Origin of the sequence: Microbacterium elymi (genome assembly GCF_021582895.2) — a bacterium.
Classification (GTDB): domain Bacteria; phylum Actinomycetota; class Actinomycetes; order Actinomycetales; family Microbacteriaceae; genus Microbacterium; species Microbacterium humicola.
Genome location: NZ_CP091139.2, coordinates 2,328,906 through 2,354,951, shown reverse-complemented (window position 1 = coordinate 2,354,951; position 26,046 = coordinate 2,328,906). Strand labels below are relative to the sequence as shown.

18 protein-coding genes and 7 pseudogenes are annotated in these 26,046 nt (G+C 72.5%); 18 read left to right on the top strand and 7 right to left on the bottom strand.

The window, feature by feature from the left end; translation table 11 throughout:
* Positions 1-37: 37 nt before the first annotated feature.
* A complete protein-coding gene (locus L2X98_RS12745) occupies positions 38-550 on the top strand; it encodes a Rossmann-fold NAD(P)-binding domain-containing protein (RefSeq protein ID WP_259613415.1) in 513 nt (170 codons plus the stop codon).
* A 93-nt stretch (positions 551-643) separates the two neighbouring features.
* Here the strand turns inward: L2X98_RS12745 and L2X98_RS12740 are convergent.
* Positions 644-1,625: pseudogene (locus L2X98_RS12740) on the bottom strand (LacI family DNA-binding transcriptional regulator).
* Positions 1,626-1,804: 179 nt separating this feature from the next.
* On the opposite strand from L2X98_RS12740, the pseudogene galT reads away from it, so the two are divergent.
* The 4 genes and pseudogenes from galT (at position 1,805) to L2X98_RS12720 (ending at position 4,830) form a co-directional block, all read left to right on the top strand.
* A pseudogene (gene galT / locus L2X98_RS12735) lies at positions 1,805-2,993 on the top strand (galactose-1-phosphate uridylyltransferase).
* The gene (galK, locus tag L2X98_RS12730) at positions 2,990-4,165 is read left to right on the top strand and encodes a galactokinase (RefSeq protein WP_259611140.1); all 1,176 of its coding nucleotides are present in this window, start codon (positions 2,990-2,992) and stop codon (positions 4,163-4,165) included. The pseudogene galT and the gene galK overlap by 4 nt, the downstream one beginning before the upstream one ends.
* Positions 4,166-4,199: 34 nt before the next feature.
* Positions 4,200-4,328: pseudogene (locus L2X98_RS12725) on the top strand (TetR family transcriptional regulator); the annotation flags it as partial.
* Between the two features lie 280 nt (positions 4,329-4,608).
* On the top strand, positions 4,609-4,830 hold the full coding sequence (locus L2X98_RS12720) for a TetR family transcriptional regulator C-terminal domain-containing protein (RefSeq protein WP_259613317.1): 222 nt from the start codon (positions 4,609-4,611) through the stop codon (positions 4,828-4,830).
* Here L2X98_RS12720 and L2X98_RS12715 read toward each other — a convergent pair.
* The 3 genes and pseudogenes from L2X98_RS12715 to lplAB form a co-directional block, all read right to left on the bottom strand.
* Entirely contained in the window at positions 4,811-5,797 is a 987-nt protein-coding gene (locus L2X98_RS12715; RefSeq protein WP_259611139.1) for an LLM class F420-dependent oxidoreductase, read from the bottom strand. The genes L2X98_RS12720 and L2X98_RS12715 overlap by 20 nt on opposite strands.
* 158 nt (positions 5,798-5,955) lie before the next feature.
* Positions 5,956-6,820 (bottom strand): annotated as a pseudogene (locus L2X98_RS12710) (DNA-methyltransferase).
* A pseudogene (gene lplAB / locus L2X98_RS12705) lies at positions 6,799-7,849 on the bottom strand (lipoate-protein ligase LplAB). The pseudogenes L2X98_RS12710 and lplAB overlap by 22 nt, the downstream one beginning before the upstream one ends.
* 181 nt (positions 7,850-8,030) lie before the next feature.
* Here lplAB and L2X98_RS12700 point away from each other — a divergent pair.
* The gene (locus L2X98_RS12700; RefSeq protein ID WP_259613316.1) at positions 8,031-9,629 is read left to right on the top strand and encodes a DEAD/DEAH box helicase; all 1,599 of its coding nucleotides are present in this window, start codon (positions 8,031-8,033) and stop codon (positions 9,627-9,629) included.
* A gap of 22 nt (positions 9,630-9,651) precedes the next feature.
* Here the strand turns inward: L2X98_RS12700 and L2X98_RS12695 are convergent, their stop codons facing one another.
* Complete coding sequence (locus tag L2X98_RS12695; protein ID WP_259611138.1) at positions 9,652-10,503, bottom strand: lysophospholipase; 852 nt, start codon at positions 10,501-10,503, stop codon at positions 9,652-9,654.
* 72 nt (positions 10,504-10,575) lie between these two features.
* Between L2X98_RS12695 and L2X98_RS12690 the strand changes: the two genes are divergently transcribed.
* The 3 genes and pseudogenes from L2X98_RS12690 (at position 10,576) to L2X98_RS12680 (ending at position 13,360) form a co-directional block, all read left to right on the top strand.
* On the top strand, positions 10,576-11,037 hold the full coding sequence (locus L2X98_RS12690) for a MarR family winged helix-turn-helix transcriptional regulator (RefSeq protein WP_435526195.1): 462 nt from the start codon (positions 10,576-10,578) through the stop codon (positions 11,035-11,037).
* A gap of 5 nt (positions 11,038-11,042) precedes the next feature.
* Positions 11,043-12,414 (top strand): annotated as a pseudogene (locus L2X98_RS12685) (MFS transporter).
* A 49-nt stretch (positions 12,415-12,463) separates the two neighbouring features.
* Positions 12,464-13,360, top strand: a complete 897-nt coding sequence (locus L2X98_RS12680; protein WP_259611137.1) for an alpha/beta hydrolase fold domain-containing protein — start codon at positions 12,464-12,466, stop codon at positions 13,358-13,360.
* Between the two features lie 36 nt (positions 13,361-13,396).
* Here L2X98_RS12680 and L2X98_RS12675 read toward each other — a convergent pair whose 3' ends face one another.
* Complete coding sequence (locus tag L2X98_RS12675) at positions 13,397-14,140, bottom strand: FadR/GntR family transcriptional regulator (RefSeq protein ID WP_259611136.1); 744 nt, start codon at positions 14,138-14,140, stop codon at positions 13,397-13,399.
* An 859-nt stretch (positions 14,141-14,999) separates the two neighbouring features.
* On the opposite strand from L2X98_RS12675, the gene L2X98_RS12665 reads away from it, so the two are divergent.
* The 3 genes from L2X98_RS12665 to L2X98_RS12655 are packed head-to-tail and all read left to right on the top strand — an operon-like array spanning position 15,000 to position 18,410.
* Positions 15,000-15,863: a phosphogluconate dehydrogenase C-terminal domain-containing protein gene (locus L2X98_RS12665; RefSeq protein ID WP_259611135.1), complete on the top strand. Its 864-nt coding sequence runs from the start codon at positions 15,000-15,002 to the stop codon at positions 15,861-15,863.
* Positions 15,864-15,901: 38 nt separating this feature from the next.
* Complete coding sequence (locus L2X98_RS12660) at positions 15,902-16,672, top strand: SDR family NAD(P)-dependent oxidoreductase (RefSeq protein WP_354002774.1); 771 nt, start codon at positions 15,902-15,904, stop codon at positions 16,670-16,672.
* A gap of 16 nt (positions 16,673-16,688) precedes the next feature.
* Positions 16,689-18,410, top strand: a complete 1,722-nt coding sequence (locus L2X98_RS12655; RefSeq protein WP_259613314.1) for a D-apionate lactonase family protein — start codon at positions 16,689-16,691, stop codon at positions 18,408-18,410.
* Positions 18,411-18,419: 9 nt separating this feature from the next.
* Here the strand turns inward: L2X98_RS12655 and L2X98_RS12650 are convergent, their stop codons facing one another.
* Positions 18,420-19,583 carry a glycerate kinase gene (locus tag L2X98_RS12650; protein WP_259611133.1) on the bottom strand — a complete coding sequence of 388 codons (1,164 nt, stop codon included), beginning with the start codon at positions 19,581-19,583 and terminating at the stop codon, positions 18,420-18,422.
* Positions 19,584-19,713: 130 nt separating this feature from the next.
* Here L2X98_RS12650 and L2X98_RS12645 point away from each other — a divergent pair, with 130 nt between their 5' ends.
* From L2X98_RS12645 to L2X98_RS12620, 6 genes and pseudogenes are all read left to right on the top strand, one after another.
* Positions 19,714-21,234 carry an MATE family efflux transporter gene (locus L2X98_RS12645; RefSeq protein ID WP_259611132.1) on the top strand — a complete coding sequence of 507 codons (1,521 nt, stop codon included), beginning with the start codon at positions 19,714-19,716 and terminating at the stop codon, positions 21,232-21,234.
* Between the two features lie 12 nt (positions 21,235-21,246).
* Entirely contained in the window at positions 21,247-21,606 is a 360-nt protein-coding gene (locus L2X98_RS12640; RefSeq protein ID WP_259611131.1) for a hypothetical protein, read from the top strand.
* A 13-nt stretch (positions 21,607-21,619) separates the two neighbouring features.
* Positions 21,620-23,290, top strand: a complete 1,671-nt coding sequence (locus tag L2X98_RS12635) for a prolyl oligopeptidase family serine peptidase (protein ID WP_354002773.1) — start codon at positions 21,620-21,622, stop codon at positions 23,288-23,290.
* Between the two features lie 43 nt (positions 23,291-23,333).
* Entirely contained in the window at positions 23,334-23,894 is a 561-nt protein-coding gene (locus L2X98_RS12630; RefSeq protein WP_259613414.1) for a hypothetical protein, read from the top strand.
* Entirely contained in the window at positions 23,801-24,421 is a 621-nt protein-coding gene (locus L2X98_RS12625) for an alpha/beta hydrolase (RefSeq protein ID WP_354003053.1), read from the top strand. The genes L2X98_RS12630 and L2X98_RS12625 overlap by 94 nt, the downstream gene beginning before the upstream one ends.
* A gap of 398 nt (positions 24,422-24,819) precedes the next feature.
* Positions 24,820-26,036: pseudogene (locus tag L2X98_RS12620) on the top strand (molybdopterin-dependent oxidoreductase).
* The last annotated feature ends 10 nt before the right edge of the window (positions 26,037-26,046 follow it).

Here is a 26,046-nt window from a genome sequence, read left to right as displayed (position 1 = left end):
GCCACCGAGCACGACCGCGTGGCGGCCACGGGTCCGGATGCGCCACGTGGCGGGGCCGAAGAACTCGCCTTCGCGGCCGTCGACCGCGGAGTGGGATCGGTCGCTCTGCGCTTCTCCACCAGCGTGCACGGCGAGGGCGACCACGGCTTCGCGGCGCAAGCTCGTCCACATCGCCCGGGAGAAGGGCGTCGCCGCGTACATCGGCGACGGCGCCAACCGGTGGCCGGCGGTGCACCGCCTCGACGCCGGGCGGATGGTCCGGCTGGCCCTGGAGAAGGCGCCCGCCGGAAGCGCGGTGCACGCGGTCGGCGACGAAGGGGTGCCGACGCGCGCGATCGCCGAAGCCATCGGACGCGGACTCGGCGTCCCCACCGTGTCGATCCCGGCCGAGGACGCGGCGGACCACTTCGGGTGGCTCGGAGCCATCTTCGCTCTCGACATCCCCGCCTCCAGCGCCATCACCCAGTCGCTGCTCGACTGGACGCCGACCCACCCCGGACTGATCGAAGACCTCGATGCCGGGCACTACTTCCGCGCGGCATCCGTCTGACGCCGGACCGGGGACAACCTCGGCGGACCGAGGACAACCTCGGCGGACTGAGGACATTCTCGGCGGACCGGGGACAATCTCGGCGGGTCAGGGTCAGGCGGGGGCGGGGGCGGGGGCGGTGCTGGAGCGGATCACCAGGGGCGCCGGCACCGCCTCGAAGCGCCAGGGACCGCCGTCCTCGATCCCCGAGACCAGGGCCGCGACGGCGCGCTCGCCGAGTCGATCGAAGTCCTGCCGGACGGTGGTCAGCGGCGGACGATAGTCCGCGGCATCGGGCAGGTCGTCGAACCCGACGACACTGACCTGGTCGGGCACCGGGCGGCCGGCGTCGGCGAGCGCCCGCAGCAGCCCCAGCGCCATCTGGTCGTTGGCGGCGAACACCGCCGTCACCGCAGGGTCGGCCGCCAGCGCCGCCCCAACGGCATGACCGGATGCCGCGGTCCAGTCGCCGCGCACCGGTCGCGGCGCGCGCACCCCGGCTTGCGGCGAGCGCCGCCCGCCAGCCGCGCGCCCGCTCGACGGCGGCGAAGGAGTGCGGCGGCCCGGCGAGGTGGTGCACGGTGCGGTGGCCGAGTCCGAGCAGGTGGGCGACCGCAGTCTGCGCACCGGCGACGTGTTCGGTCTCGACGATGCCGAACCGGTCGTCGGCGGGCGAATCCACCACGACCAGCCGCAGGCCGGTCGGGGTCCCGGCCTCACGCGCGAGCTCGGTCGCGTCGTTGAGCACGACGGCGCCGTCCACGCCCTGATCGCGCAGCCGCGCGAACGCGTCCCCGATCTCGCCGCCGGACCCGAGGGTGATGACGGTCAGCGCATACCCGCGGGCGGCCGCGGCATCGGCCACCGCCTGCAGCATCCGCGAATTGCCGACCGTCGCCAGCGACGACACGACGAGTCCGATCGTCTGCGAGCGGCCGGTGCGCAGTGCCCGGGCCGCGTGGTGCGGGCGGTATCCCATGTGCGCCATCGCCGCTTCGACCCGCGCGCGGGTCTCGGGGTCGACGCGCGGGCTGCCGTTCACGACCCGCGACACCGTCTGCCCCGACACGCCGGCGCGGGCCGCGACATCCGCCATCGACACGCGCCGCTCGGCCTTCTCCACCGTGTCTGCGTCGCCCATCTCGCCCGCCTCCCGCGCGTTCCGTCCCCTGGCGCCCGCCGCATCCCGTGCAGGACTCCGGAGATCTCGTCCGTGTTGACGATAACACGGCGGTGTTGCTACCGTGTGAACGTCAACATGGAGGAGTTCTGCACATGACCTCAGAGCAGCCGGCGGCCCCCGCGCCGTCACCGCCCGCGCAGCGGCTGGGCGCCGGCGTCGTCAAACGCGCCACGCGCCTGGCCGACGGCCGCGAGCTCCTCTACTTCGACGACCCGGACACGACGCTGGGCGCCGACCGCGCGGTCGACACGCGCATCCTCGATCCGCGCCCGGACACCGCCACCATGCGGCTGGACGTGCTCACCGGCGACTGGATCTCGGTCGCCGCCGCCCGCCAGAACCGGGCGTTCCTGCCGCCGGCCGAGCTCGACCCGCTCGCGCCGCAGTCGGCGACCAACCCGTCCGAGATCCCCTCCCGCTACGACGTGGCGGTGTTCGAGAACCGCTCGCCCTCGTTCGGCCCGGCCCTGGCTCAGGCCACCGGGACGGCGCCGGCCGCAGACGATCCGCCCCGCGGCCCGGACGACCTCGCCGCGCCCGGCCTCGGCCGCACCCGCACCGGTGTCGGGCGGTGCGAGGTCGTGTGCTTCAGCCCGGACACCAGCGGATCGTTCAGCACCCAGACCGTCACCCGCGCACGGACCGTGATCGAGGCGTGGGCCGACCGCACCGCCGCGCTGTCGACCCTCCCCGGGATCGAGCAGGTGTTCCCGTTCGAGAACCGCGGCGAGGCGATCGGCGTGACCCTGGGCCACCCGCACGGCCAGATCTACGCGTACCCGTACGTCACCCCGCGCACGACCCGGCTGCTCGACCAGATCGCACGCACCTCCCCCACCCTGTTCCAGGAGATCCTGGAGTTCGAGCGGGGCTCGGACCGCGTCGTGCTGGCCGGCCAGCACTGGACCGCCTTCGTGCCGTTCGCCGCGCGCTGGCCGCTCGAGGTGCACCTCATGCCGCATCGGCACGTCGCCGACCTCGCCGAGACGACGGATGCCGAGCGCGATGAGCTCGCGCCGCTCTACCTGCGGCTCGCTGCGCGGCGTGGACGCGTTGTATGACTCGCCCACCCCGTACATCGCGGCGTGGCACCAGGCCCCGGTGCACGTCGGACGCGACGCCGTGCGGCTGCACCTCGAGCTGACCAGCCCGCGCCGCGCCGCCGACAAGCTGAAGTTCCTGGCCGGCTCCGAGGCCGCCATGGGCGCCTGGATCGGCGATCTGCCGCCCGAGACCGCCGCCACCCGGCTGCGGACCGCCATCGAAGGAGTCTCGCTGTGACCGCCGCGCAGGACGCTGCCCGCGCCCTGTTCGCGGAGCTGTCGCACGGCCCCGCCGCGGGCGCGTGGTCGGCTCCCGGCCGGGTGAACCTGATCGGCGAGCACACCGACTACAACGACGGGTTCGTGCTCCCGTTCGCGATCGACCGGCGCACGCACGTGGTCCTCGGCACGAACGACGGCGGCGACATCCGCGTCGCCTCGACGTTCGCCGACGCACCGGTCGTGGTGCCGCTGGACGGCCTCGACCGGATCTTCCCGACGACCGGGCAGCCGGCGGTCCCGGAATGGGCGGCCTACCCGCTCGGGGTGGCCTGGGCGCTGCGCCACGCCGCCACGGCTCCCCAGGTGGGCGTCGACATCGCCATCGCCTCGGACGTGCCGGTGGGCGCGGGGCTCTCGTCGTCGGCGGCCATCGAGAGCGCGACGGCGACCGCGCTCAACGACAGCTGGCGGCTGGGGCTGGACCCCGTCGCCCTGGCCCGGATCGGACGGCGCGCCGAGAACGAAGCCGTCGGTGCGCCCACCGGGATCATGGATCAGATGGCCTCGATGCTCGGCCGCGCGGACGCGGCGATCTTCCTGGACTGCCGTTCGCTGGACGCCGAGATCGTCGACCTCGGCTTCGCCGGCGCGGGCCTTCAGCTCATGGTCATCGACACCGGCGTCACGCACGCGCACTCCACCGGCGGCTATCGCGACCGGCGCGACGCCTGTGAGCGGGGCGCCGCCGCCCTGGGCGTGCCGGCGCTGCGCGATCTGTCGGTGGACGACCTGGGCCGTGCCGAGCGGATGCTGGATGCGACGACCTTCCGCCGGGTGCGGCACATCGTCACCGAGAATCAGCGCGTCCTGGACACGGTGCGCACGCTGCGCGCGCAGGGACCGGCGGCCATCGGCGCCCTGCTGGATGCCTCGCACGCCTCGATGCGCGACGACTTCGAGATCTCCACCCCGGCGCTGGACACGGCCGTCGCGGCCGCGGGGGCGGCCGGGGCGATCGGCGCCCGGATGACCGGCGGCGGATTCGGCGGCGCGGCGATCGCCCTGACCCCGCACGACCGGGTCGACGAGGTGGCGCTGGCGGCGGCATCCGCGTTCGACGAGGCCGGGTTCGCCGCGCCGCACGTGTTCACCGTCACGCCCTCGGACGGCGCCCGCCGCGACGAGTGAGAGACCTCCCGTCGTTCGGCATATTCTCGTAGGCATGGCACGCAGAGGGTCCTATGCGAAAGGCGTCGCGAAGCGCGAGGAGATCCTCACCCGCGCTCTCGACGTGATCGCCCGCGAAGGCTACCGCGGGGCGTCGGTCAAGGAGCTCGCGGATGCCGTGGGTCTGAGTCAGGCCGGGCTGCTGCACTACTTCGACTCGAAGGAGGAGCTGTTCACCGAGATCCTGCGCAAGCGCGATCAGGTCGACTCGGCCGGCCTCCCGCCGGCGGCGTTCGACACGGCCGAGCTTGCCGACATCCGGCGCGGCTACCTCGACATCGTCCGTCACAACGCCGAGGTGCCGGGCCTGGTGCAGCTGTTCTCCCGGATGTCCGTGGACGCCGTGGACCCCGAGCATCCGGCCCACCGGTTCTTCGTCGAGCGCAGCACCGGGCTTGCGTGCGGTGTTCACGGCGGCGCTCGAGCGGCGCCGGCAGGACGGTCTGCTGTCGCCGGACGTCGACCCCGAGGCGCTCGCGCGCGCGTTCCAGGCCGTCGCCGACGGACTGCAGCTGCAGTGGATGCTCGAGCCCGACGTCGATATGGCCGCGGTCGTGGACGCTCTGTTCACGGCGCTGCTCGGCCCCGCCGACGCCGGCGCCCCGGCTACGCCAGCGCCGGGATGACCTCGCGCTCGAACAGCTCGACCCCGGAGCGATCGTAGGCCAGCTCGGGGAAGTAGTGGATCGCGTACCCGACGCCGTGGGCCGCCCGGACCCGCAGCCGCTCGACGATCTGCTCGGGCGTGCCGAACGCGTCCGAGCTCAGGTACTGCGCCTCGATCGCGTCGGCCTGCTCCCGGCCGACATGCGGCAGCAGCCGCGCCTTCACCGCCGCGAGCCGGTCGTGGGCCTCGGCCTCGGTCGGCGCGACGATCGTGTTGAAGTTCGAGGAGCGCACGATCTCGGCCTGGTCCCGCCCGAGCGCCGCGCAGTGCCCGCGCAGCGCGGCATCCTTCCGGTCGAACTCGTCCAGCGTCCCGGTGAAGTTCGTGTACGACGCGTACCGCGCGGCGATCTTCAGAGTCACCTTCTCGCCGCTGCCGGCGATCCAGAACGGGATGCCGCCGGCCTGCACCGGCAGCGGACGGACGATGGCGCCGTCGACCTGGTACTCGCGGCCGTCCAGCGTCGCGGTGCCGTCGGTCCATGCCTGATGCATGATCTCGACCCCCTCGCGGAGCCTGCGCAGCCGCTCGGGCACCGCGGGGAAGCCGTAGCCGTACGCGCGCCACTCGTGCTCGTACCAGCCGCCGCCGATGCCCATCTCCAGACGGCCGCCCGAGACGTGATCGACGGTCGCGGCGACCTTGGCCAGGTAGGCGGGGTTGCGGTATCCCATGCACGTGCACATCTGCCCGAGCCGGATGCGGGAGGTCGACGCGGCGAAGGCGGCCATCAGCGTCCATGCCTCGTGCGTGGCCTCGGTCGAGGGCACCGGGCTGGTGTGGAAGTGGTCGTACACCCACGCGGACTCCCAGGGGCCGGCATCCGCGTGCTGTGCGAGGGTGCGCATGGTGTTCCAGTGCTCGGCGGGGTCGATGCCCACCAGGTCGAAGCGCCAGCCCTGCGGGAGGAAGGTTCCGAATCGCATCTGCGTCCTTTCACGGTGATCGGTCGAGGCTATCTGAGGTCGTGCGCGATCCGCGCGGCGGTCTCGCGCAGGCGGCACCCGGGAACGGAGCACGTCCAGATCGCAGGCTACCCGCAGCGCGGTCAGCGAGAGCGCCCGACCGTCAGCGCGCCCGACGGTCAGACGACCTGGGCCTGCGGCATCCGCCGGCGCATGACGGCGATCGCCTCGGGGTTGTCGTCCACGAGCACGGCGTGGCGGCCGAGGGCCGCGGCGACCGCCCCGGTGGTGCCGCTGCCGGCGAACAGGTCGAGCACGCGGTCGCCCTCGCGGGTGGAGGCCTGGATGATGCGGCGCAGGACGCCCTCCGGCTTCTGCGTGGGGTATCCGGTCTTCTCCCGGCCGCCGGTGGGCACGATGGTGTGCCACCAGACGTCGGTGGGCAGCTTGCCGCGCGCCGCCTTCTCGGCCGTGACCAGGCCGGGGGCCATGTACGGCTCCCGGTCGACGCCCGCCGAGTCGAACCAGTAGCGCTGCGGATCCTTGACGTAGACCAGGATCGTGTCGTGCTTGGCCGGCCACCGGCCGCGCGCCTTCGCGCCGTAGTCGTAGGCCCAGATCAGCTCGTTCAAGAACCGCTCGCGGCCGAACAGCGCGTCCATCAGCACCTTGGCGTAGTGCGCCTCGCGGAAGTCCAGGTGCAGGTACAGTGTGCCGTCGTCGGCCAGCAGCCGCCATGCCTCGCGCAGCCGCGGCTCGAGGAACCCCCAGTAGTCGTCGAACCGGTCGTCGTACCGGCGCAGGTCGCCGCGCAGCCGCTCGTACTCCCGCCCGCGGAATCCGCGACGCACCGCGCCCGGGGTCGCGTCGACGGAGCCGCCGTCCCGCGCAAGCCGATCGCTCGCGCACCCGTCCGGTGTTGAACGGCGGGTCGAGGTAGACGAGGGTGAACGCGCCGTCCGGCAGCGAGCGGGCCGCGGCCAGGTTGTCGCCGTGGTGGATGATGACCGAGCCCGCGCCGGTCACGGCACGCGGTTCAGCCACGCGTCGGTGGCGAACTTCGACGCCACCAGCGCCTCCGCCTCGGCATATTCCTCTTCCGTGATATGTCCCGGGGTCGCGCCGTACAGCGTCCCGAACGTCTCGATGAACCGCTCGATGATCGCCTCCCGCGGCAGCCCGGTCTGGCTTGCGCAGCGGGTCGACGCGCTTGGCCGCCGACACCGTGCCCTTGTCGCTGAGCTTCTCCCGGCCGATGCGCAGCACCTCGGTCATCACCTGGCCGTCCATGTCGTAGCTCAGGGTCGCGTGATGCAGGATGCCGCCGTTGGCCAGCCGCTTCTGCGCTGCTCCGCCGATCTTGCCGGACGGGCCGGTGATGTCGTTCAGCGGCTGATACACCGCGTCGATGCCGAGCGAGCGCAGCGCCTGCAGCACCCAGTCGTCCAGGAACGCGTACGAGTCGGCGAACGTCATCCCCGCCACCAGCGTCCCCGGTGCGTACAGCGAGTAGGTCACGATCGAGTTCGCGCCCATCAGCATCGCGCCGCCGCCGGAGATCCGGCGCACCACGTCGTAGCCGTGCCGGCGCGCGCCCTCCGGGTCGACCTCGTTGCGCAGCGACTGGAACGACCCGATGACCACGGCCGACTCGTCCCACTCCCACATCCGCAGCGCCGGCTTGCGGCGTCCGTCGCCCACCCGGGTGGTGAGCACCTCATCCAGCGCGAGGTTCATCCGCGGCGAGACCGGCTTCTCGTGCAGGATCTCCCAGTCGAAGTCGCTCCAGCCCGGAGCGGTGACCAGCGCCCGCCGCACCGCCGTGCCCACCGCCTCCGGCGTGAAGCCGAGCAGCTGGGCGCCCTCGGGCAGCGCTCCGCGCACGGCGGCGGCGATCGCCGCGACATCCGCCGTGGTGGCCATCCCGTTCACGGCGGCGTCGATATCGGCCAGCGCCGAGTCCGGCTCGAGGAAGAAATCCCCGGCCAGATGGAAGTCGGCGATCCGCCCGTCGCGCTCCTGCAGGTCGACGACGACGAGCTTGCCGCCCGGAACCTTATACTCACCGTGCATGTTCTCAGCCTACGTGCCGGTAGGATGGATGCTGCGGCCCTGCCGCTGCGTCGTCGACACGCTCCCCTGGCCTGGTTCCCCGAGCCCGCCACGGTTTCTTTTCGAACGGCGAACCGATGCGCACCGTCCTGGTGCGCCGTCGCCTCCAGCGCGCCGATCCGAGTGCGCCTTCACCGAAAGCATCCCCTTGTCTACTTTCCTTTCTCTCGGCGTGCCCGAGAACCTCGCCGCCGTCCTGTCCGCACAGGGCAAGACCGAGGCGTTCCCCATCCAGCGCGACACGCTGCCCGACGCCCTGGCCGGCCGTGACGTGCTCGGCCGCGGCCGCACCGGCAGCGGCAAGACCATCGCGTTCGCCCTGCCCCTGGTGGCACGGCTCTCGGCCGCCCGCGTCTCGCGCCGCCCCGGCCACCCGCGCGGACTGGTCCTGGCCCCGACCCGCGAGCTGGCCACCCAGATCGCCGCGACCGTGACCCCGCTGGCCGACGCCGCCGGCCTGACCGTCACGACGATCTTCGGCGGTGTCAGCCAGCGTCCGCAGGAGCAGGCGATGGCGCGCGGCGTCGACATCGTGGTGGCCTGCCCGGGCCGCCTCGAGGACCTGATGAAGCAGGGCGTCGTCTCGCTGGACGCCATCGAGATCACGGTGCTGGACGAGGCCGACCACATGGCCGACATGGGCTTCCTGCCCGGCGTCACCCGCATCATGAAGGCCACCCCGGTGCGCGGGCAGCGGATGCTGTTCAGCGCGACCCTGGACCGCGGCGTCGACACGCTCGTGCAGCGGTTCCTGCACGACCCGGTCCGGCACGAGGTGGACGAGTCCAGCGTGCCCGCCGGCGTGATGACCCACCGCGTGTTCGTGGTGCCGGATGCCGACGCCAAGAAGGACCTCGTGCAGCACCTCGCGCGCGGCCGCGCCCGCCGCATCCTGTTCACCCGCACCAAGCACCAGGCCAAGAAGCTCGCCAAGCAGCTGACCGCGGCCGGCATCCCCGCCGTCGATCTGCAGGGCAACCTGTCGCAGCCGGCGCGCGAGCGCAACCTCGCCGCGTTCAATGCCGACCCCGCCGCCGGCGGCGTGCGCGTGCTCGTCGCGACCGATGTCGCGGCCCGCGGCGTCCACGTCGACGACGTCGAGCTGGTCGTGCACGTCGACCCGCCGGTCGAGCACAAGTCGTACCTGCACCGTTCGGGCCGCACCGCCCGTGCCGGCGCCGAGGGCGTGGTGGTCACCGTGGTGCTCGCCGAGCAGCGCCGCGATGTCACCGATCTGCTCCGCAAGGCGCAGATCCGCGTCGGACTGGAGTCGGTCGACCCGAACGGCACCCAGGTCACCGACCTCGTCGGCGACCCGGCGCCGTATGTGAAGCCGGCGGCGATGCGAGCCCGTGCAGCGCAGCGTCCGGCGAAGGCGTCGTCCAACCGGGGATCCAACGGATCCGCCCGCGGCGGGTCGGCGCGCAACGGTTCGCGAGGTGGGGCGAACGGCGATCGTCCGGCCGAGGCCCCGGCCCGGTCGGGCTCGCGGCGCCGTCGCGGCAACGGCGGGCAGGGCGGGTCTGCGGATGCCGCGGCGCGCACGCCCCGCACGGATGCCGGCGCCGCCCGCGCCAAGGGCGGGAAGGCACCGCACGCCCAGTCGTCGCATGCCCAGTCGTCGCATGCCCCGGCCCCGCAGAGCGGACGCACCGCATCCGGCAAGCCGACGATGGGCGCCACCGTCGGCGGCATGCGCTCGGGCGGCTCGCGCCGCGCGTCGCGCCCCGGCGGGCGCTGACCCGCGCCGCCGCCCGGCGGGCTCAGTCCCGCGCGGCGAAGCGCGCGTTCAGCCAGGCCACGACATCCGCGCGCACCTCGTCGGCGATCGTCTCGTTGAACAGCTCGTGCCGCGCATCGGGGTAGACCAGCGTCGTGACATCGGTCAGCTTGGATCGGTTCCGGTATGCGTCGGCGAGCTTGTGCACGTTGCGCGGCCCGCCGACCGGGTCGTCGCGGCCGACGATGGGCAGCAGCGGGATGTCGCGGCCGAGGTCCGCCCGCGGACGACCGAACAGACGCAGCGACTCGATCGGGCCGAACAGCTTCAGCAGCGGAGTCTCGACCGTCAGCGGATCGTCGTGGAACGCCGCGGCGACGCGCGGATCGGTCGAGAGCCACTCCAGACCCGAGGCATCCGGCCCCTTCCACTTGGCGTTCAGGTCTCCCGCGTTCAGCGATCCGGGCATCCGCAGCGCCGACCCGGACAGGATGACGCCGTCATAGGCCTCGGGATGATCGTTCACGAGGATCTGGGTGAGGAACGATCCCCAGGAATGCCCGAGGATCACCAGCGGCAGGTCGGGGTTCTCGTCGCGGATCAGCTCGGTGAACCGCCAGCACGCCGCCACGGCGGCGCGGTGACCGCCCGGTCCGAGTCGGCCGAGGCGCGCGGCGTTGCCGCCGTGCTGCGTCATACCGGTGCGCCCGTGCCCGCGGTGGTCGTCGGCGTAGACCGTGTAGCCCTCGGCGTTCAGCGCCGCGATGACCTCGCCGTAGCGTCCGGCGTGCTCGCCCACCCCGTGCAGCAGCTGGACCACCGCCCGCGCCGTCCCCTGCGCCGGATGGAGGTCGTAGGCGATCGCGATGCCGTGTGCATCGATGAACTCGGGCATGACCCAGAGCCTAGCCTCGCCCAACCTTCGGCATTTACTTAGCGAGACTAATAAGCTAGACTAACGATCTGTATGGTCATCTCGCACGAACCCTCCGACGTCCCCGAAGTCCCCGAAGAGGATGCCGTCACCGCCCGCGATCTGCGGATGGCGACCTTCCGCCTCAGCCGCAGACTGCGCTCCCAGCGCGCGCTGGACACGATGAGCGACGCCCAGTTCGCCGTGCTCGCCACGCTCAAGGGCCACGGACCGCACACCCTGGGCGAGCTGGCCGAGCGCGAGCGCGTGACCGCCCCCTCGATGAACCGGACCGTGAACTGCCTGGAGGAGGCGGGCTGGATCACCCGCACCCCCGACGAGACCGACCGCCGCAAGGTCAACATCGAGATCACGACGCAGGGACGCGAGCTGGTGGCCGAGACGGTGCGCCGCCGCGACATGTGGCTGGCGCAGGTGGTCGCCGACCTCACCCCGTCCCAGCGACGCACCCTCGCCCGCGCCGCCGCGATCATGAGCGAGGTGGCCGCGCGATGAAGACGATGTTCCGCTCCCTCGGCCTCTTCAACTACCGGGTCTGGTTCTTCGGCGCGCTGATCTCCAACATCGGCGGGTGGATGCAGTCCACGGCGCAGGACTGGGTGGTGCTCACCGAGCTGACCCACAACGACGCCACCGCGATGGGCGTGACGATGGCGCTGCAGTTCGGGCCGCCGCTGGTGCTCGTCAGCATCACCGGGTGGGTCGCCGACCACTTCGATCGGCGCAAGCTGCTGATGTGCACGCAGACCGCGCTCGGGCTGCTGGCGATCACCGTCGGCGTGCTCCTGCTCACCCACGTCATGACGCTGCCGATGATGTGGATGTTCGCCGGCTTCTTCGGCATCGCCAACGCGTTCGACTCCCCCGCCCGCCAGGCGTTCGTCTCGGACGTGGTCTCGCGCGAGAACGCCGCGAACGCGGTCGCTCTGAACTCGGCATCCTTCAACACCGCGCGTCTGATCGGACCGGCCGTCGGCGGCATCGCCATCGTGCTGGTCGGCACCGGGTGGATGTTCATCATCAACGCCGCCACGTTCGTGGCGATGCTCCTGGCCCTGTCGCTGATGCGCCGCGACGAGCTCGAGCCGCGCGTGCGGGCGACCGATGCCACGCGGATCGCCGACGGCTTCCGCTACGTCGCGCGCCGCCCCGACCTGCTCGTGCTGTTCGTGATGGTGTTCCTGATCGGCGCGTTCGGCATGAACTTCCCGATCTTCGCCTCGACCATGGCGCTGGAGTTCGGCAAGCAGGCCGACGGCTACGGCGCCCTCAGCTCGATGCTGGCCATCGGATCGCTCGCCGGCGCTCTCATGGCCGCGCGCCGCGAGAAGGCCCGCATCCGGGTGGTGATCATCGCGGCCGGCGGGTTCGGACTCGCCTCGATCATCTCGTCGGTGATGCCGGAGTACTGGATGTACGGGGCGACCGTCGTGTTCGTCGGCTTCTCGACCGTGTCGATGCTGACGACCGCCAACGGGTACGTGCAGACCACCACCGACGCCCAGCTTGCGCGGACGCGTCCTGGCCCTCTACATGGCCGTGATCATGGGGTCCACGCCGATCGGCGCCCCCATCGTGGGATGGGTGGCCACCGCGTTCGGCCCGCGCGCGGCGATCCAGGTCGGCGCTGCGGCAGGGATCATCGCGTGTGTGATCGGCGCGGTCTGGATGATCAGCTCGGGCCGGCTGCACCGGCACAGCACGAGTCGATTCCGGCTGACCATCGACGAGACGCTGCCGATCCGCGTGATCGAGCAGCCGATCCCCGAGGAGTTCAGCGACGGGCTGGCGCAGACCACGCCCATCCCGCTGCCGAACCGGGCCGGCGACGAGTCGCCCGCGTCCCGCGATCGCTTCCGGCACGCCGACTGACCGCCGTCAGCGGGCGGGCCGCTACCATTCGAGTGGTGAGGGCAGACGGATGCTGACGCCGGCCGACCTCGTGGTCCGCGCCATGGCGTGGTACCTGGGGCGCACAGCGCTGCGCCCCGATCCCCGCACCAACATCGACACCGCCTCACTGAAGCGCCGCTTCCCGCGTCTTGCTCCGGTCGAGGTCGGCGATGTCCCGATCATCGGCCCGCACGGGCCGGTCCCGGCACGGCTCTATCGTGCGCAGGGCCGGGCGCGCAGCGCCTTCGTCTGGGTGCACGGCGGAGCGTTCGTCGGCGGCGACCTGGACATGCCCGAGTCGAACTGGGTCGCCCTCGAGTTCGCCGCCGCCGGCATCCCGGTCCTGTCGGTGGACTACCGCAAGGCGCTGCGCGGGGTGCGGCATCCGGTCCCCGCGGACGACCTGCGTGCGGCGTGGCTGCACGCGACGGCGCACGCGGCGGAGCTGTTCGGGGTGGATGCCGGAGCCGTCCATCTCGGCGGCGCGAGCGCCGGCGGGGCGCTGGTGGCCGGCCTGGCGCTGCGGCTGCGCGACGAGCACGGCCCGATGCCGGCATCCCTCGTGCTGAGCTACCCGTTCCTGCACCCGATCCTCCCGCCGAACACGCCCGAGACGCTCGCGCTGACGGCGAAGATGCCGGCGCGGCTGCGGTTCCGGCCCAGCGTCGTGCGGGCGCTGGCCAAGCACTACGCCGGGTCGGCGGCGATGAGCGACCCCTACGCGTTCGCCGGGACGGCCCCCGACCTGCGCGGCTTCCCGCCGACCTACATCCTGGTGGCGATGATCGACGACCTGCGCTCGTCGGGCGACCTGTTCGCGCAAGGCTTCGCGCTGCCGGTGTGCGGGTGGAGCTGTTCGCCGAGCGCAGCGCCACGCACGGCCATCTCAACCACCCCGAGGCGAACTCCGCGCAGCGCAGTGTGAGGCGGATGATCGCCTGGGTCGACGCGTTCGGATAGCTCAGGGAGCGGCCGAGAGCCGGGACGAGGCGGTGGCCATGTGCATGGCCATCGCCGAGGCGGCGGCATCCTCGTCGCCTTCGGCGACCGCGCGGGCGATGGCATCGTGCTCGGCGACCGCGACGCGTGCCTGCGCGTCGTCGTGCACGGCCCGGTCGGCATACACCTGCAGAAGCGAGCGGACCACGTGCAGCAGGTCGATGAGCGCGGCATTGCCGGCGACCGCCGCCAGCTGGTCGTGGAACGCCAGATCGGCACGGGCGAACGCCTTCAGCCCGGCGGCCGTGCCCTGCAGAGACTCCCGCATCCGGGCGAGGTGCCCCTCCAGCGCCGCGCGCGCCGCCGGGTCTCCCCGCTTGGCCGCGAGCCGGGCGACGTAGATCTCCAGCCCGGAGCGCAGCTCGAGCAGCTCGGCGGTGTTGCGCTCGCCGATCAGCAGGCCCCAGCGGAGGGTCTGCGGCAGCAGTTCGCTGGCCGTGCCGCGCAGGTACGTGCCCGAGCCGGCGCGCACGTCCACGATGCCGAGGATCTCGAGGGCGGCGAGCGCCTCGCGCACGGCCGAGCGGCCCACCCCGAGCGTCTGCGCCAGCTGCCGCTCGGGCGGCAGGCGCGTGCCCGGCGCGATCGATCCGCTCGTGAACAGATCCAGCAGCCGTCGCGCGACCTCCGACACCGGCGTCCCGGTGGGCAGCGCGCCCAGACCGGCCGCGATCTCGGCGGCCGGACCGGCGGGGAATGCGGGCATGCCGACAATCTACCGCAGCACAGCGGGATCCGCCCTTGCAATTGGTCAACCGGTTTGCCAAACTGATGATGTGATCGGCCTGGGCACCTACGCGTTCTTCTGGCAGCACTCCGACGGGGTGCCCGAGCCGCTGTCGCTGATCGGCGCGTTCGAGTCGACCCGCGAGCTCGGCGTCGACCTCTTCCAGATCTGCGACTATGCGCCCCTCGAGACGATGACCGATGCCGAGATCCGGGATGCCGCGGCCGCCGCCCGTGAGTTGGGGGTGACGGTCCAGCTCGGCACGAAGGGCATCGATCCCGAGCATCTCGCCCGGTTCCTCGGGCGCGCCACGGTGTTCGGGGCGGACCTGGTGCGCTCGATGCTGCACGGCCCGGACTCCCGTCCCCACCTCGCTGAGGCGGAGGAGCAGCTGCGCGCCGTGCTGCCCGGTACGAGGCATCCGGGGTCACGCTCGCGCTGGAGACCTACGAGCAGGTGGCGACCGACGACCTGGTCGCGCTCGTCGAACGCCTCGACAGCCCGGCCCTGGGCATCTGCCTCGACCCGGCCAACGTCGTGGCGCGACTGGAGCGACCGCGGGACTGCGTCGAGGCGGCCGCGGCCCTCACCCGGAACGTGCACGTCAAGGACTTCGCGTTCGCCCGGCAGCCGGGCTGGGTCGGCTTCACCTACGGCGGCGCCCCGATGGGCACGGGCTGCACGACTATCCGCACCTGCTGCGCGCCGTGCGACCGCGCGAGCGCGGCATCGACGAGATCGTCGAGCACTGGCTGAGCTGGCAGGGCGACGCCGAGACCACCATCCGCACCGAGCGGGAGTGGACCCGCACGGCCATCGACTATCTGAGGAGCACGAGATGACCACCAGCACCGACACCTACCGGATCGCCGTCATCGGAGCAGGCGGCAAGATGGGCATGCGCGTCTCGGACAACCTCGCCAAGACCGCTCATCGGGTGGCCTACGTCGAGAACTCGCCCGCCGGGCAGCAGCGCACCACCGACGCCGGGCGCCCCCTGACCGACGCGGCGACGGCCGTCGCCGACGCCGACATCGTCGTGTTCGCCGTCCCCGACCTGGCGCTGCAGGCGGTCACCGCCGAGCTGGTGCCGCAGCTGCGCTCGGGCGCGATCGCGCTGACGCTCGACCCGGCGGCCGCCTACGCCGGGCTGCTCACCGATCGCGACGACGTGATCCGTGCGGTCGCCCACCCCTGCCACCCCTCGATCTTCCTGCAGCGCACGACGCCCGAGGAGTACGCCGACACGTTCGGCGGCATCGCCGCCCCGCAGGACTCGATCGCCGCGATCGAGTCGGACGACCCGGCCAAGAAGGCGATTCTGGACGCGACCGTGCGGGCCATCTACGCCCCGGTCATCGACGTGCACTACGTCACGATCAAGCAGCTCGCCCAGCTCGAGCCGACCCTGGTCGAGACCGTGACCTGCATGATCGGCAGCCTGCTGAACGAGGCGCTCGACGAGGCCGTGCACACCATGGGCGTGCCCGAGGCGGCGGCCCGCAGCATCCTCTACGGACACACGCAGGTGGCGCTGGCCAACGGCCTGCGCGGTGACAACCCGTTCAGCGACGCCTGCCTGATCGCGATGGAGTACGGTCGCGAGAGCATCATCAAGGACGATTGGAAGAAGATCTTCCGCGACGACGAGCTCGATGCGAACCTGGCACGGATGCTGCACCTGGACCGCATCGAGCGCTGACCCGGGCGACGCTGCCGGATCGGACACGGAGGAGCAAGATGGGCATGCTGGAGGGCAAGACCGCGCTGGTGACCGGCGCGGGCACGGGCATCGGGCGCGGTGTGGCCGAGCGGTTCGCACGCGAGGGCGCCCGGGTCGTGATCGCGGATCGGGACGCGGATGCCGCGGCCGGCGCGGCCGCTGCGATCGGGGCCGCGGCACGTGCGGTGGTCGTGGACATCTCGGACGAGGCCTCCGTCGCGGCCGCGTTCGCGACGCTCGAGTCGGACGGCTGGGCGCCCGATGTCGTGGTGGCCAACGCCGGCGTGCAGCTGTTCGGGCAGGACGCGAAGGCGGCCGACCTCGACCTGGACGTGTGGCGCCGCACCCTCGATGTGAATCTGACCGGCACGTTCCTGACCGTCAAGCACGCGGTGCGCTCGATGCTCCGGGGCGTGGACGAGGCGGCCGGGGGCGGGTCGATCATCCTGACCGGCAGCCCCACCGGACTGAACGGCGAGGGCGCGGACTTCACCGCGTACAGCGCCACGAAGGCCGGGATCCACGGGCTGGCCCGCACCGTCGCCGCCGCGTACGCCGACCGGAACATCCGGGTGAACACCGTCGTCCCGGCCTACACCGAGACGTCGCTGGTGACCAGCATCTCGACGAACCCCGAAGACCGCGCGGCGATCATCGGCCGCATCCCGCTCGGCCGGCCGGGCGCGCCGCGCGACGTCGAGGGCATCATGGTCTTCCTCGCCTCGGACGACGGCGCGTTCGCGACGGGTTCGCTGTTCGCCGTCGACGGCGGAATGTCGACGCTCTGAGAGGGTGCGTGTGCAGATGAGCTGGTACTGGGAGCACCGCACCTGGCGCAGCGGCGCCTGGGGGTTCGAGCTGCGCGATGACGAGATCGCCGACCTCACGTTCGAGGGACGGCGCGTGCTGCGCAGCATCCGCGCCGTCGTCCGCGACGAGGACTGGAACACGCCGGTCATGGTGGTGGACGCCGTCGATGACGGCACCCCCGGGCGGCTGACGCTGCGGCTGCACTCGGAAGGCTTCGGCGCGGATCTGCACGGGACGCTCGTGGTCACCGCCACCGGGGACGCCTTCGAGGTCGAGCTCGAGCTGGGCGCGCATGACGAGTTCTGGACGAACCGCGCCGGGCTGGTCGTGCTGCATCCGCCGCAGACCGCCGGCGCGCCGTTGAAGGTCGTCCATTCCGACGGCACGGTCGAGAAGACCGCGTTTCCGCGGCAGATCAGTCCGCATCAGCCGGCGTTCGACATCGCCGGGCTGCATTGGCGGGATGCCGGCGCCGACATCCGGCTGCGCTTCGGCGGCGACGTGTTCGAGATGGAGGACCAGCGCAACTGGACCGACGCGTCGTTCAAGACGTACAGCCGCCCGCTGGCGCTCCCGTTCCCGTACCGGCTGGCGGCCGGTGAGGTGATCAACCAGACGCTGCGCGTGCGGGTGCACGAGACGACTGCGACGTCGGCGGCGGTCGGCACTGACGCCCGGATCACGCTCGCTGCCGGCGGCGCCTTCCCGGTACTCGGTGTCGGGGCGGCGACCGCGCCCGATCCCGCTCCGGCGTTCGAGGCCGCGGGCATGCCGGTGCTCGTCGAGCTCGACCTGCGGACGCCGAACTGGCGCGCCGCGCTGCAGCGGGCGACCGCCGGGGCGACCGCACTGGACGTGCGGTTCGTGCTGGGCGCGGATGCCGCCTCGCTCGGCGAGGGGGTGCGCGCCCTGGTCGGTCTGCCGGTCGTGCGGGTGTCGGCCTTCCAACCGGACGGCGCTGCCCGACACGTGTCGGATCACGAGGCGACCGCGGCGCTGCGCGAACAGCTCGCCGCCGCGGACGTGGAGGTCGCGGTCATCGGCGGCGTCCGGTCGCACTTCACCGAGCTGAACCGCGAGCACGCCCGGCTGCCGGAGGACCTGGACGGCATCACGTTCAGCATGACCCCGCTGTTCCACAGCCCGGCCACCGAGCAGCTCGTCGAGGCCGTCGCCATCCAGCGTCTGGTCGCCGAGCAGGCGGTCGAGATCGCCGGCGGCGCGCCGGTGCACGTCGGACCGGTGACCCTGCGCCCGCACTTCAACGACGTGGCCACCACACCCCCGCCGATGGCAGACCATTCCGACCTGGCCGCCGGCTACGGCACCCAGCTCACCGACGCCGACGACCTGCGGTACGACGCGCCCGAACTGGCGGCCTGGACGATCGCGAGCTTCGCCGCGCTGGCGGTGCCGGGCGTGGCATCCGTGGCGCACTTCGAGCAGTGGGGTCCGCGCGGATGGCTGCGTGCAGACGGTTCCGCCCGGCCGGTTCTGGCCGCACGCGAGGCGCTGCGGACGCTGATCGGGACGACACTGCTGCACGGCAACAGCCCGGATGGCCTGGTGTGGGCCGTCGGCGGCGTCGCCGCGGATGGGAGCGAGGCGGTCCTGGTGGCGAACCTCGATCGGGTCGAGCGCACCGTACCGGTGCGCACGCCCGGCCGGACGGCATCCCTCACACTCGCACCGAGCAGCTGGGGTCGGCTGCCGTGAGCCGCCGGCTCAGTCCCGGCGCGGCCTGATCGATCGGATGTCTTCGGCCGGCGGGGCCGGATCTCCGCCCCGCTCGGCCAGCAGGCGGCCCGCCGCGCGCAGCCAGCGCTCCGGATCGGAGCGCGCCGCCTCGGCGCTTCCGGCGAGCGCAGCGAGCGAGACGGATGCCGCGAACGACGAGGTGTCGGCGTCCGGCGCGATCCGCCCGGCCACGAGCGCGATCGGAACTCCCGCGGCCGCCGCCAGTGCGGCCACCTGCGCGGGCGCCTTTCCCGCCGCCGACTGCGCGTCGAACGACCCCTCCCCCGTGACGACGAGGGATGCTCCGGCCAGCGCCTTCGGCAGCCGCACGAGGTCGGCGACCTCGGCCGAGCCCGAGACCAGACGCGCCCCCCACGCCTGCAGCGCGAAGCCGGTGCCGCCGGCGGCGCCGGCACCGGCGGCGGCCGCATCGGCGTCCGGGAGGGCGGCGGCCAGGATCTCGGACCAGTGCCGGAGCGCGGCATCCGCGTCGGCGACGTCGCCGGGGGCGAGGCCCTTCTGGGCGCCGAACACCGCGGCCGCACCGGTCGGGCCGAGCAACGGATTGGTGACGTCGGACAGGACGAGGGCGCCGCCGGGCGGCGGCATCCGCATCTCGGCGACATCGACGGCCGTGACCGCCCGGAGCCCGCGCAGGCCGAGGGCCCCCGGGAATCGCGCACCGAGCGCCCGCAGCATCCCCGACCCGCCATCAGTGGACGCGCTCGAGCCGATGCCGAGGATCAGCCGCGAGACGCCGTGGTCCAGCGCGGCGGCGATCGCCTGGCCGAATCCGACCGTGTGCGCGTCGAAGGGCAGACGCGTCTCGCCGAGCAGCTCGATCCCGCTCGTGCCGGCGAGCTCGACGACCCCGGTGCTGCTCGGGGCGTCCGGCGCGGGCGGCAGCAGCATCCATTCGGCGGGGATGTCGCGACCGGCCGGACCGGTGACGACGACGGGCATGCGCCGCGCGCCGGGGACGGCGGCGGCGAACGCGTCCCGCGTGCCCTCCCCGCCGTCGGCCATCGGGCGCGCGACGAGTCGCGCGTCGGGATCGGTCTCGCGCCAGCCGGCGGCGAGGGCGTCACACGCGCCCGCCGCCGTGATCGATCCCTTGAAGCTGTCGAGGGCCAGGACGACGGTCGCGGTCACGGCGCCCAGCGTAGTCCGTACCCGGCGTTCTCTCGATCTCACCCGAATCGATTCGATAGACTGGAGCCCGCAGGCGACCGGCTCTCGGTCGCCTTCCTTCTTCCGTCCTCCGTCCCGCGAGAGCACCCGCATGACCACTTCCCTGACCACGGGCCGCCCCTGGCGTGTCATCCTCGCCTTCTCGATCCCGCTGCTGGTCGGCAACGTGGTCCAGCAGCTGTATCAGTTCGCCGACACCATCGTGGTGGGTCGGCGCCTCGGCGTGGATGCACTGGCCGCCGTCGGCGCCACCGGCAGCCTGCTGTTCCTGCTGCTCGGCTTCGCCTGGGGCCTGACCAGCGGGTTCGCGATCCCCACCGCCCAGGCGTTCGGTGCGCGCGACGACGCCGGGGTGCGCCGGTCCGTGGCCTCCGGGACCATCCTCACCGCCATCACCAGCGTGATCCTGACCGTCGCAGCTCCCCTGATCGCCCGCCCGGTGCTCGTGCTGCTGCAGACCCCGCCCGAGCTGCTGGCCGATGCCACCGTGTTCACGCAGGTGAGCTTCCTCGGCGCCGGGGCCACGATGTTCTTCAACTACTTCGCCGCGATCATCCGCGCGATCGGCGACTCCCGCACCCCGCTGGTGTTCCTCACCCTGGCGTGCGGCCTGAACGTCGGCCTCGTGATCTGGATGGTCGGCCCCCTGGGCCTGGGCGTGGCCGGCGCCGCGCTGGCCACCGTCGTCTCGCAGGCGGTCTCGGTGCTGCTGTGCCTGGAATTCGTGCGCCGCCGGGTGCCGGTGCTGCACGTGCGCCGAGAGGACTGGCGCGTCGCCCGCGCCGACCTGGCCGAGCACCTGCGCCTGGGTCTGCCCATGGGGTTCCAGGCTTCGATCATCGCGATCGGCACGCTCACCGTGCAGGTCGCGCTGAACCTGCTGGGCGCCGACGCCGTCGCCGCCTACACCACCGCGTCCCGCGTGGACTCGATCGCCGTCGCCCTGCTGCAGTCGCTCGGGCTCGCCGTCTCGATGTACGCCGCGCAGAACCTCGGCGGGCGACGCCCCGACCGCATCCGCCGCGGGGTGGTCGAGGCCACGTGGATGGCGATCGCGGCCTCAGTCGCCCTGGGCGCCCTGCTCGTGGCGTTCGGCACCCAGATGGTGCGGGTCTTCATCGGCGACGGCTCGGACGAGGTGGTGGAGCTGGCCCACCTGATGCTCATCATCAACGGGGTCAGCTACGCGGCCCTGGGCACCCTGTTCGTGCCTCGCGGGGCCCTGCAGGGTCTGGGGCGCACCCTCATCCCGACGGTGACCGGCGTGATCGAGCTCGTGATGCGCGTGGCGGCCGCCCTCATCCTGGGCGGACTCATCGGCTACCCCGGCGTCGTGCTGAGCAACCCGCTCGCCTGGCTGGGGGCGGCGGCGCTGCTGATCCCGGCATATCTGGCCGCGCACCGGCAGCTGGCCGCGATGCCGGTGGCCCCCGACCTGGCCACCGAGACCACCCCGATCGCGGTGGTGGGTCCGACGGACGGGTCGATGGTGGTGGATGCCGTGGTGACGGCGTCGGTGCCGGTCGTCGGCGCTCGCTCCCCACGACGGACGAAGGCCCCGCGGCGTCCACGCCGGACCGGTCGACGGGCGGGTCGCGGCATCCGCTCGTGAAACGATGGGACGATGCACGACTACCCCGCCGCACGCCGCGATGACCTGACCGAGACGCTCCACGGGGAGGATGTCGCCGACCCGTACCGGTGGCTGGAAGATGCCGATTCGGCCGGGACGGCCGCGTTCGTGGCCGCGCAGAACGCCCACTCCCGGCCGCTGCTGAATGCGCTCAGCGGCCGCGAGGAGTTCCTCGAGGACGTCACCGCGCTGCTGACCGCGCCCACCCGAGGCTGCCCGTTCGAGCGGGGCGACCGCGTGTTCGCGTGGCACAACGACGGACAGAACCAGAACGTGCTGGTCGTCGCCGACAGCGTCGACGGACTCGAGGACGCACGCGTGCCTGCTCGACCCGAACCTGCTCTCGGATGACGGCACCCGGGCGGTGACCACCGCCTCGGTCAGCCCGGACGGCGCCCTGCTCGCCTACGGCATCGCCGACGGCGGGTCGGACTGGCGCACGATCCGGGTCCGGGACGTCGCGACCGGGCAGGACCTGCCCGATGTGATCGAGTGGACGAAGTGGAACTCCCCGGTGTGGCAGCCCGGCTCGCGCGCGTTCACCACCTGGCGCTACGACCCTCCGACCGGCAACGCGCTGACCGACGAGCAGGGCGCGGGCCGGCTTCAGGTGCACGAGATCGGCGAGGATGCCGCGTCCGACCGCGTCGTGTTCACCCGTCCGGACGAGCCGCGGCTGTTCGCCCGGGACTGGCCGCACGACGACGTCTGGTTCGTGCTGCACACCGACGGCGGCTCGTCGTCGGGCAACGACCTCGCGGCCCGTCGCCACGACGAGCCGGCCGAGGCGCTGCGCATGCTCGTGCAGGGCCGCGAGCACGAGTGGCACTCGATCGGGGTGCGCGGCGATGTGCTGTACACCGTCACCGACCAGGACGCGCCCCGGTATCGCCTGGCGGCGTTCGACCTGGTCACTGGCCGGCAGTGGACCCTCGTGCCCGAGCACCCCGAGGACGTGCTGCTGGATGCCCATCTGACCGCGAGCGGCCTGGTGCTGGAGTACTCGCACGACGCCGCCCATCGCGCCCAGGCGGCGACCTTCGACGGCGTCCTGGGCGACGCGCTGCCGCTGGGCGACGGAGTGAGCATCACGGCGATGTCGACCAGCGACGAGACGAACCGCGTGTTCGCCACGACGTCGAGCTTCGTCGACCGGGGCACCCGGCACGTGATCGAGGTGGACGGCGCCTCGGTGCTGACCCACCGGACGCTGCCGACGCCCGGCCCGGCGGCACCGGCGGCGACCGCGACGCGCATCCGCGTGACCGGCTCCGACGGCGTCGAGGTGCCGGCGTTCGTGGTGCGGCCTGCCGACGACGACGGCGCGACGCCGCGCCCGACGCTGATCTGGGGGTACGGCGGGTTCAACATCCCGATGAATCCGGAGTTCCGCCCGATCCTGGCGACCTGGGTGCAGGCCGGCGGCGTGCTCGTCGTGCCCAACCTGCGCGGCGGGGGCGAGTTCGGCTCGGACTGGCACCACGCCGGGACGAAGGCGCGCAAGCAGCAGGTCTTCGACGACCTGTACGCGGTCGCCGAGCATCTGATCGAGACCGGCGTCACCACCCGTGACCGGCTCGCCCTGCATGGGCGGTCCAACGGCGGCCTGCTGGCCGGCGCCGCGCTCACCCAGCGGCCCGAGCTGTGGGCGGCGGTGCTGCCCGGGGTGGGCGTGCTGGACATGCTGCGGTTCCACCGCTTCACGATCGGCTGGGCGTGGATCAGCGACTACGGCGACCCGGATGACGCCGAGGCATTCGCGTATCTGCGCGCGTACTCGCCGCTGCACAATGTGCAGGACGGGGTCGAGTACCCGCCGACGCTGATCACCACCGGGGATCACGACGACCGCGTGGTGCCCGGCCACTCGCTGAAGTTCGCCGCCGCGCTGCAGGAGGCGCAGGCATCGGATGCCCCCATCCTGCTCGCCGTGGACACCCGCGCCGGGCACGGCATGGGCAAGCCGAAGGATGCCGCGGCCGCCGAGTTCGCCGATCAGCTCGCGTTCGCCGCCCACTTCACCGGCCTGCGCTGAGCTGTGACTCTTGCCTCTCACAAATGGCGCTATGACGACAGCATTGACAATCGCCGTGTTCGCGGCAGCGGCCCTGCTCCCACTGCGCCCCCGGCGCTCCACACCGTTCAATGTGCAGTTTGCGCTCTCCTGGTGGATGAACGAGCTGCCGTTCATCGGCCTGTGGTGGCTGCTGGCCGGCACCCTCGCCACCCTCCTGAACCCAGGGTCCAGCTTCTGGTGGTGGCTGATCGCGGCTCTCACCTTGGCCGTGACGCTGATTCTCGCCTGGATCCTCGTGCGGGCGCGATTCGCGCGGCGCGCACTCACGGCGGCGCTCCAGAACGTCTATGGGCCTCGCGGGCGCCCGCATGAGACCCGCTCCCCGTGGTGGCGCATCGTGCTGCTGCCCATCGTGGCGTGGCGCCCGACGTTCGGCGCATCCGCAATCGTCGATATGGCCCGGCACGCTTCGGAAACCTGCTCGACGTCTATGTCTCGCGCCGCCGAAACCGACAGGCCAGGGCACCCGTGCTGGTGTACCTGCACGGAGGCGGAGGAGACAAGGCAATATTCGCCCACGCGCTCATGTATCAGCTCGCCGCCAGGGGGTGGGTCTGCATGAGCGCGAATTACCGGATGCTCCGAGTGAATTATGGCGATCAGCTCGCCGATGCCCAGGATGCCATGAGCTGGGCGCGCAGGCATGCGGAAGAATTCGGCGGCGACCCGGCTTCCGTCATCGCCATCGGTGCGTCGTTGGGCGCAAACCTGGCTGCATCCGCCGCACTCTCCGGGGCGCAGGTCCGCGGCGTCGTGTGCCTCTGCGGTTACTATGGCTCTGCCGGCGCGACAGGCACGGGCCCCCACTCTCCGGCCGGCAGAATCACTTCGGAAGCCCCGCCGTTTCTGGTTGTCCACGGCGCGCAAGACACCCTCGTGCGACGCGAGGATGCTCGGGACTTCGCCGAACGACTCAAGTCGCGTTCACAGGAACCCGTTGTGTATGCGGAACTGCCGGGAGCGAATCACAACTTCGACTTCTTTCCGTCGTTGCGTCTTCACGCTGTCGGTGATGCAATCCAGCGCTTCACCAAGATCACGGTCGGGAAGCAGCCGCGTAGCGTCCAGCCGGTTCGCCCTCCCGCCTAATTCTCGGTTGACTGCGCGCTGAGCACGCCGCGCGATCGCCCTCCCGCCCGCGGGGACTCGGACGTAGGCTCGGGATCGTGAACGTGTCCACCGGAGGGCGCTCGGCCGCGGCCGGGGTGGCCGCCGTCGTCCTCGGCGCGGGGCTGGGCGAGCTCGTCGCGGCCGCGTTCGCCCCGTCGTCCAGCCCGATCGCGGTGATCGGCGACGCGCTCATCGACGTGGCTCCGCCCTGGGCGAAGGAGACCGCGATCTCGGTGTTCGGCACGAACGACAAGCTCGCGCTCGTGATCGGAGTCGCCGTGGTCCTCGTCGCGGCCGCGGCCGGCATCGGCATCCTCCAGGTCCGCTTCCCGCCGATCGGCCGCATCCTCTGCGCGGCGCTGGGTCTGATCGGCATCATGGCGGCCGTGAGCCGCGCGGATGCCGGCGGTCTCGCCTGGGCGCCCTCGGCGGTGGCCGGTGCGGTGGCCGCGATCGCGATCGGCCCGCTCGCGCGTCGCGCCGCGGCGCCGGCCGTCTCGCGCGGCGATTCCGACGCCCGGGTGGCAGACCCCGACCGGCGGCGGTTCTTCGCCTGGACCGGCGCCGCCGCCCTCGTCGGGGTGGCGGCGGCCGTCGGCGGCACGCTGCAGTCGGGCGCGCGTGCGGCCAGCGCGGTGCGGGCGAGCCTGCATCTGCCCATGCCGGCCCGGCCGGCGGCGCCCATCCCCGCCGGCGCCGACCTCGGTGTGGCCGGGGTGGCCCCGCTGGTCACGCCCAACGACCGGTTCTACCGGATCGACACGGCCCTGCTGGTTCCGCAGATCGATCCCACGCAGTGGTCGCTGCGCATCCACGGCATGGTCGACCGCACCGTCACCCTCACCTGGGACCAGTTGCTCGCCCTGCCCCTGCAGGAGAGCTACACCACCCTCGCCTGCGTGTCGAACGAGGTCGGCGGCGACCTGATCGGCAACGCGAAGTGGCTCGGATACCCGATCCGCGAACTGCTCGCCCAGGCCGGTCCGCACGCGGACGCCGACATGGTGCTGTCGCGGTCGGCGGACGGGTTCACCGCCTCGACCCCGCTGGCCGCGCTCACCGACGCCCGGGACGCGATCCTCGCGGTCGGCATGAACGGGCAGCGCTGCCGGCCGCTCACGGGTTCCCGGTGCGGATGGTCGTGCCCGGGCTGTACGGCTACGTGTCGGCGACCAAATGGGTGGTCGACCTCGAGGTGACCCGATTCGACCGCGCCACCGGGTTCTGGACGACGCAGGGCTGGGCGCCGCGCGGGCCGATCAAGCTCGAATCGCGGATCGACGTGCCGCGGCCCGGCGACACCGTGCCCGCCGGGGATGCCGTGATCGCCGGGGTGGCCTGGCAGCAGCACACGGGCGTGTCGAAGGTCGAGGTGTCGGTGGACGACGGGCCGTGGGTCCCCGCCGAGCTGGCTCCTGCGACCTCGGTCGACACCTGGGTGCAGTGGCGCCTGCCCTGGCGCGCCGAGGCGGGCGACCACGTGATCCGGTGCCGGGCGACCAGCCGCACCGGCGAGGTCCAGACCGCGCACCAGGCGCCGCCGGCGCCGGACGGCGCCAGCGGCTGGCACCAGGTCACGGCTCACGTGGGGTGATGCCCGGCCT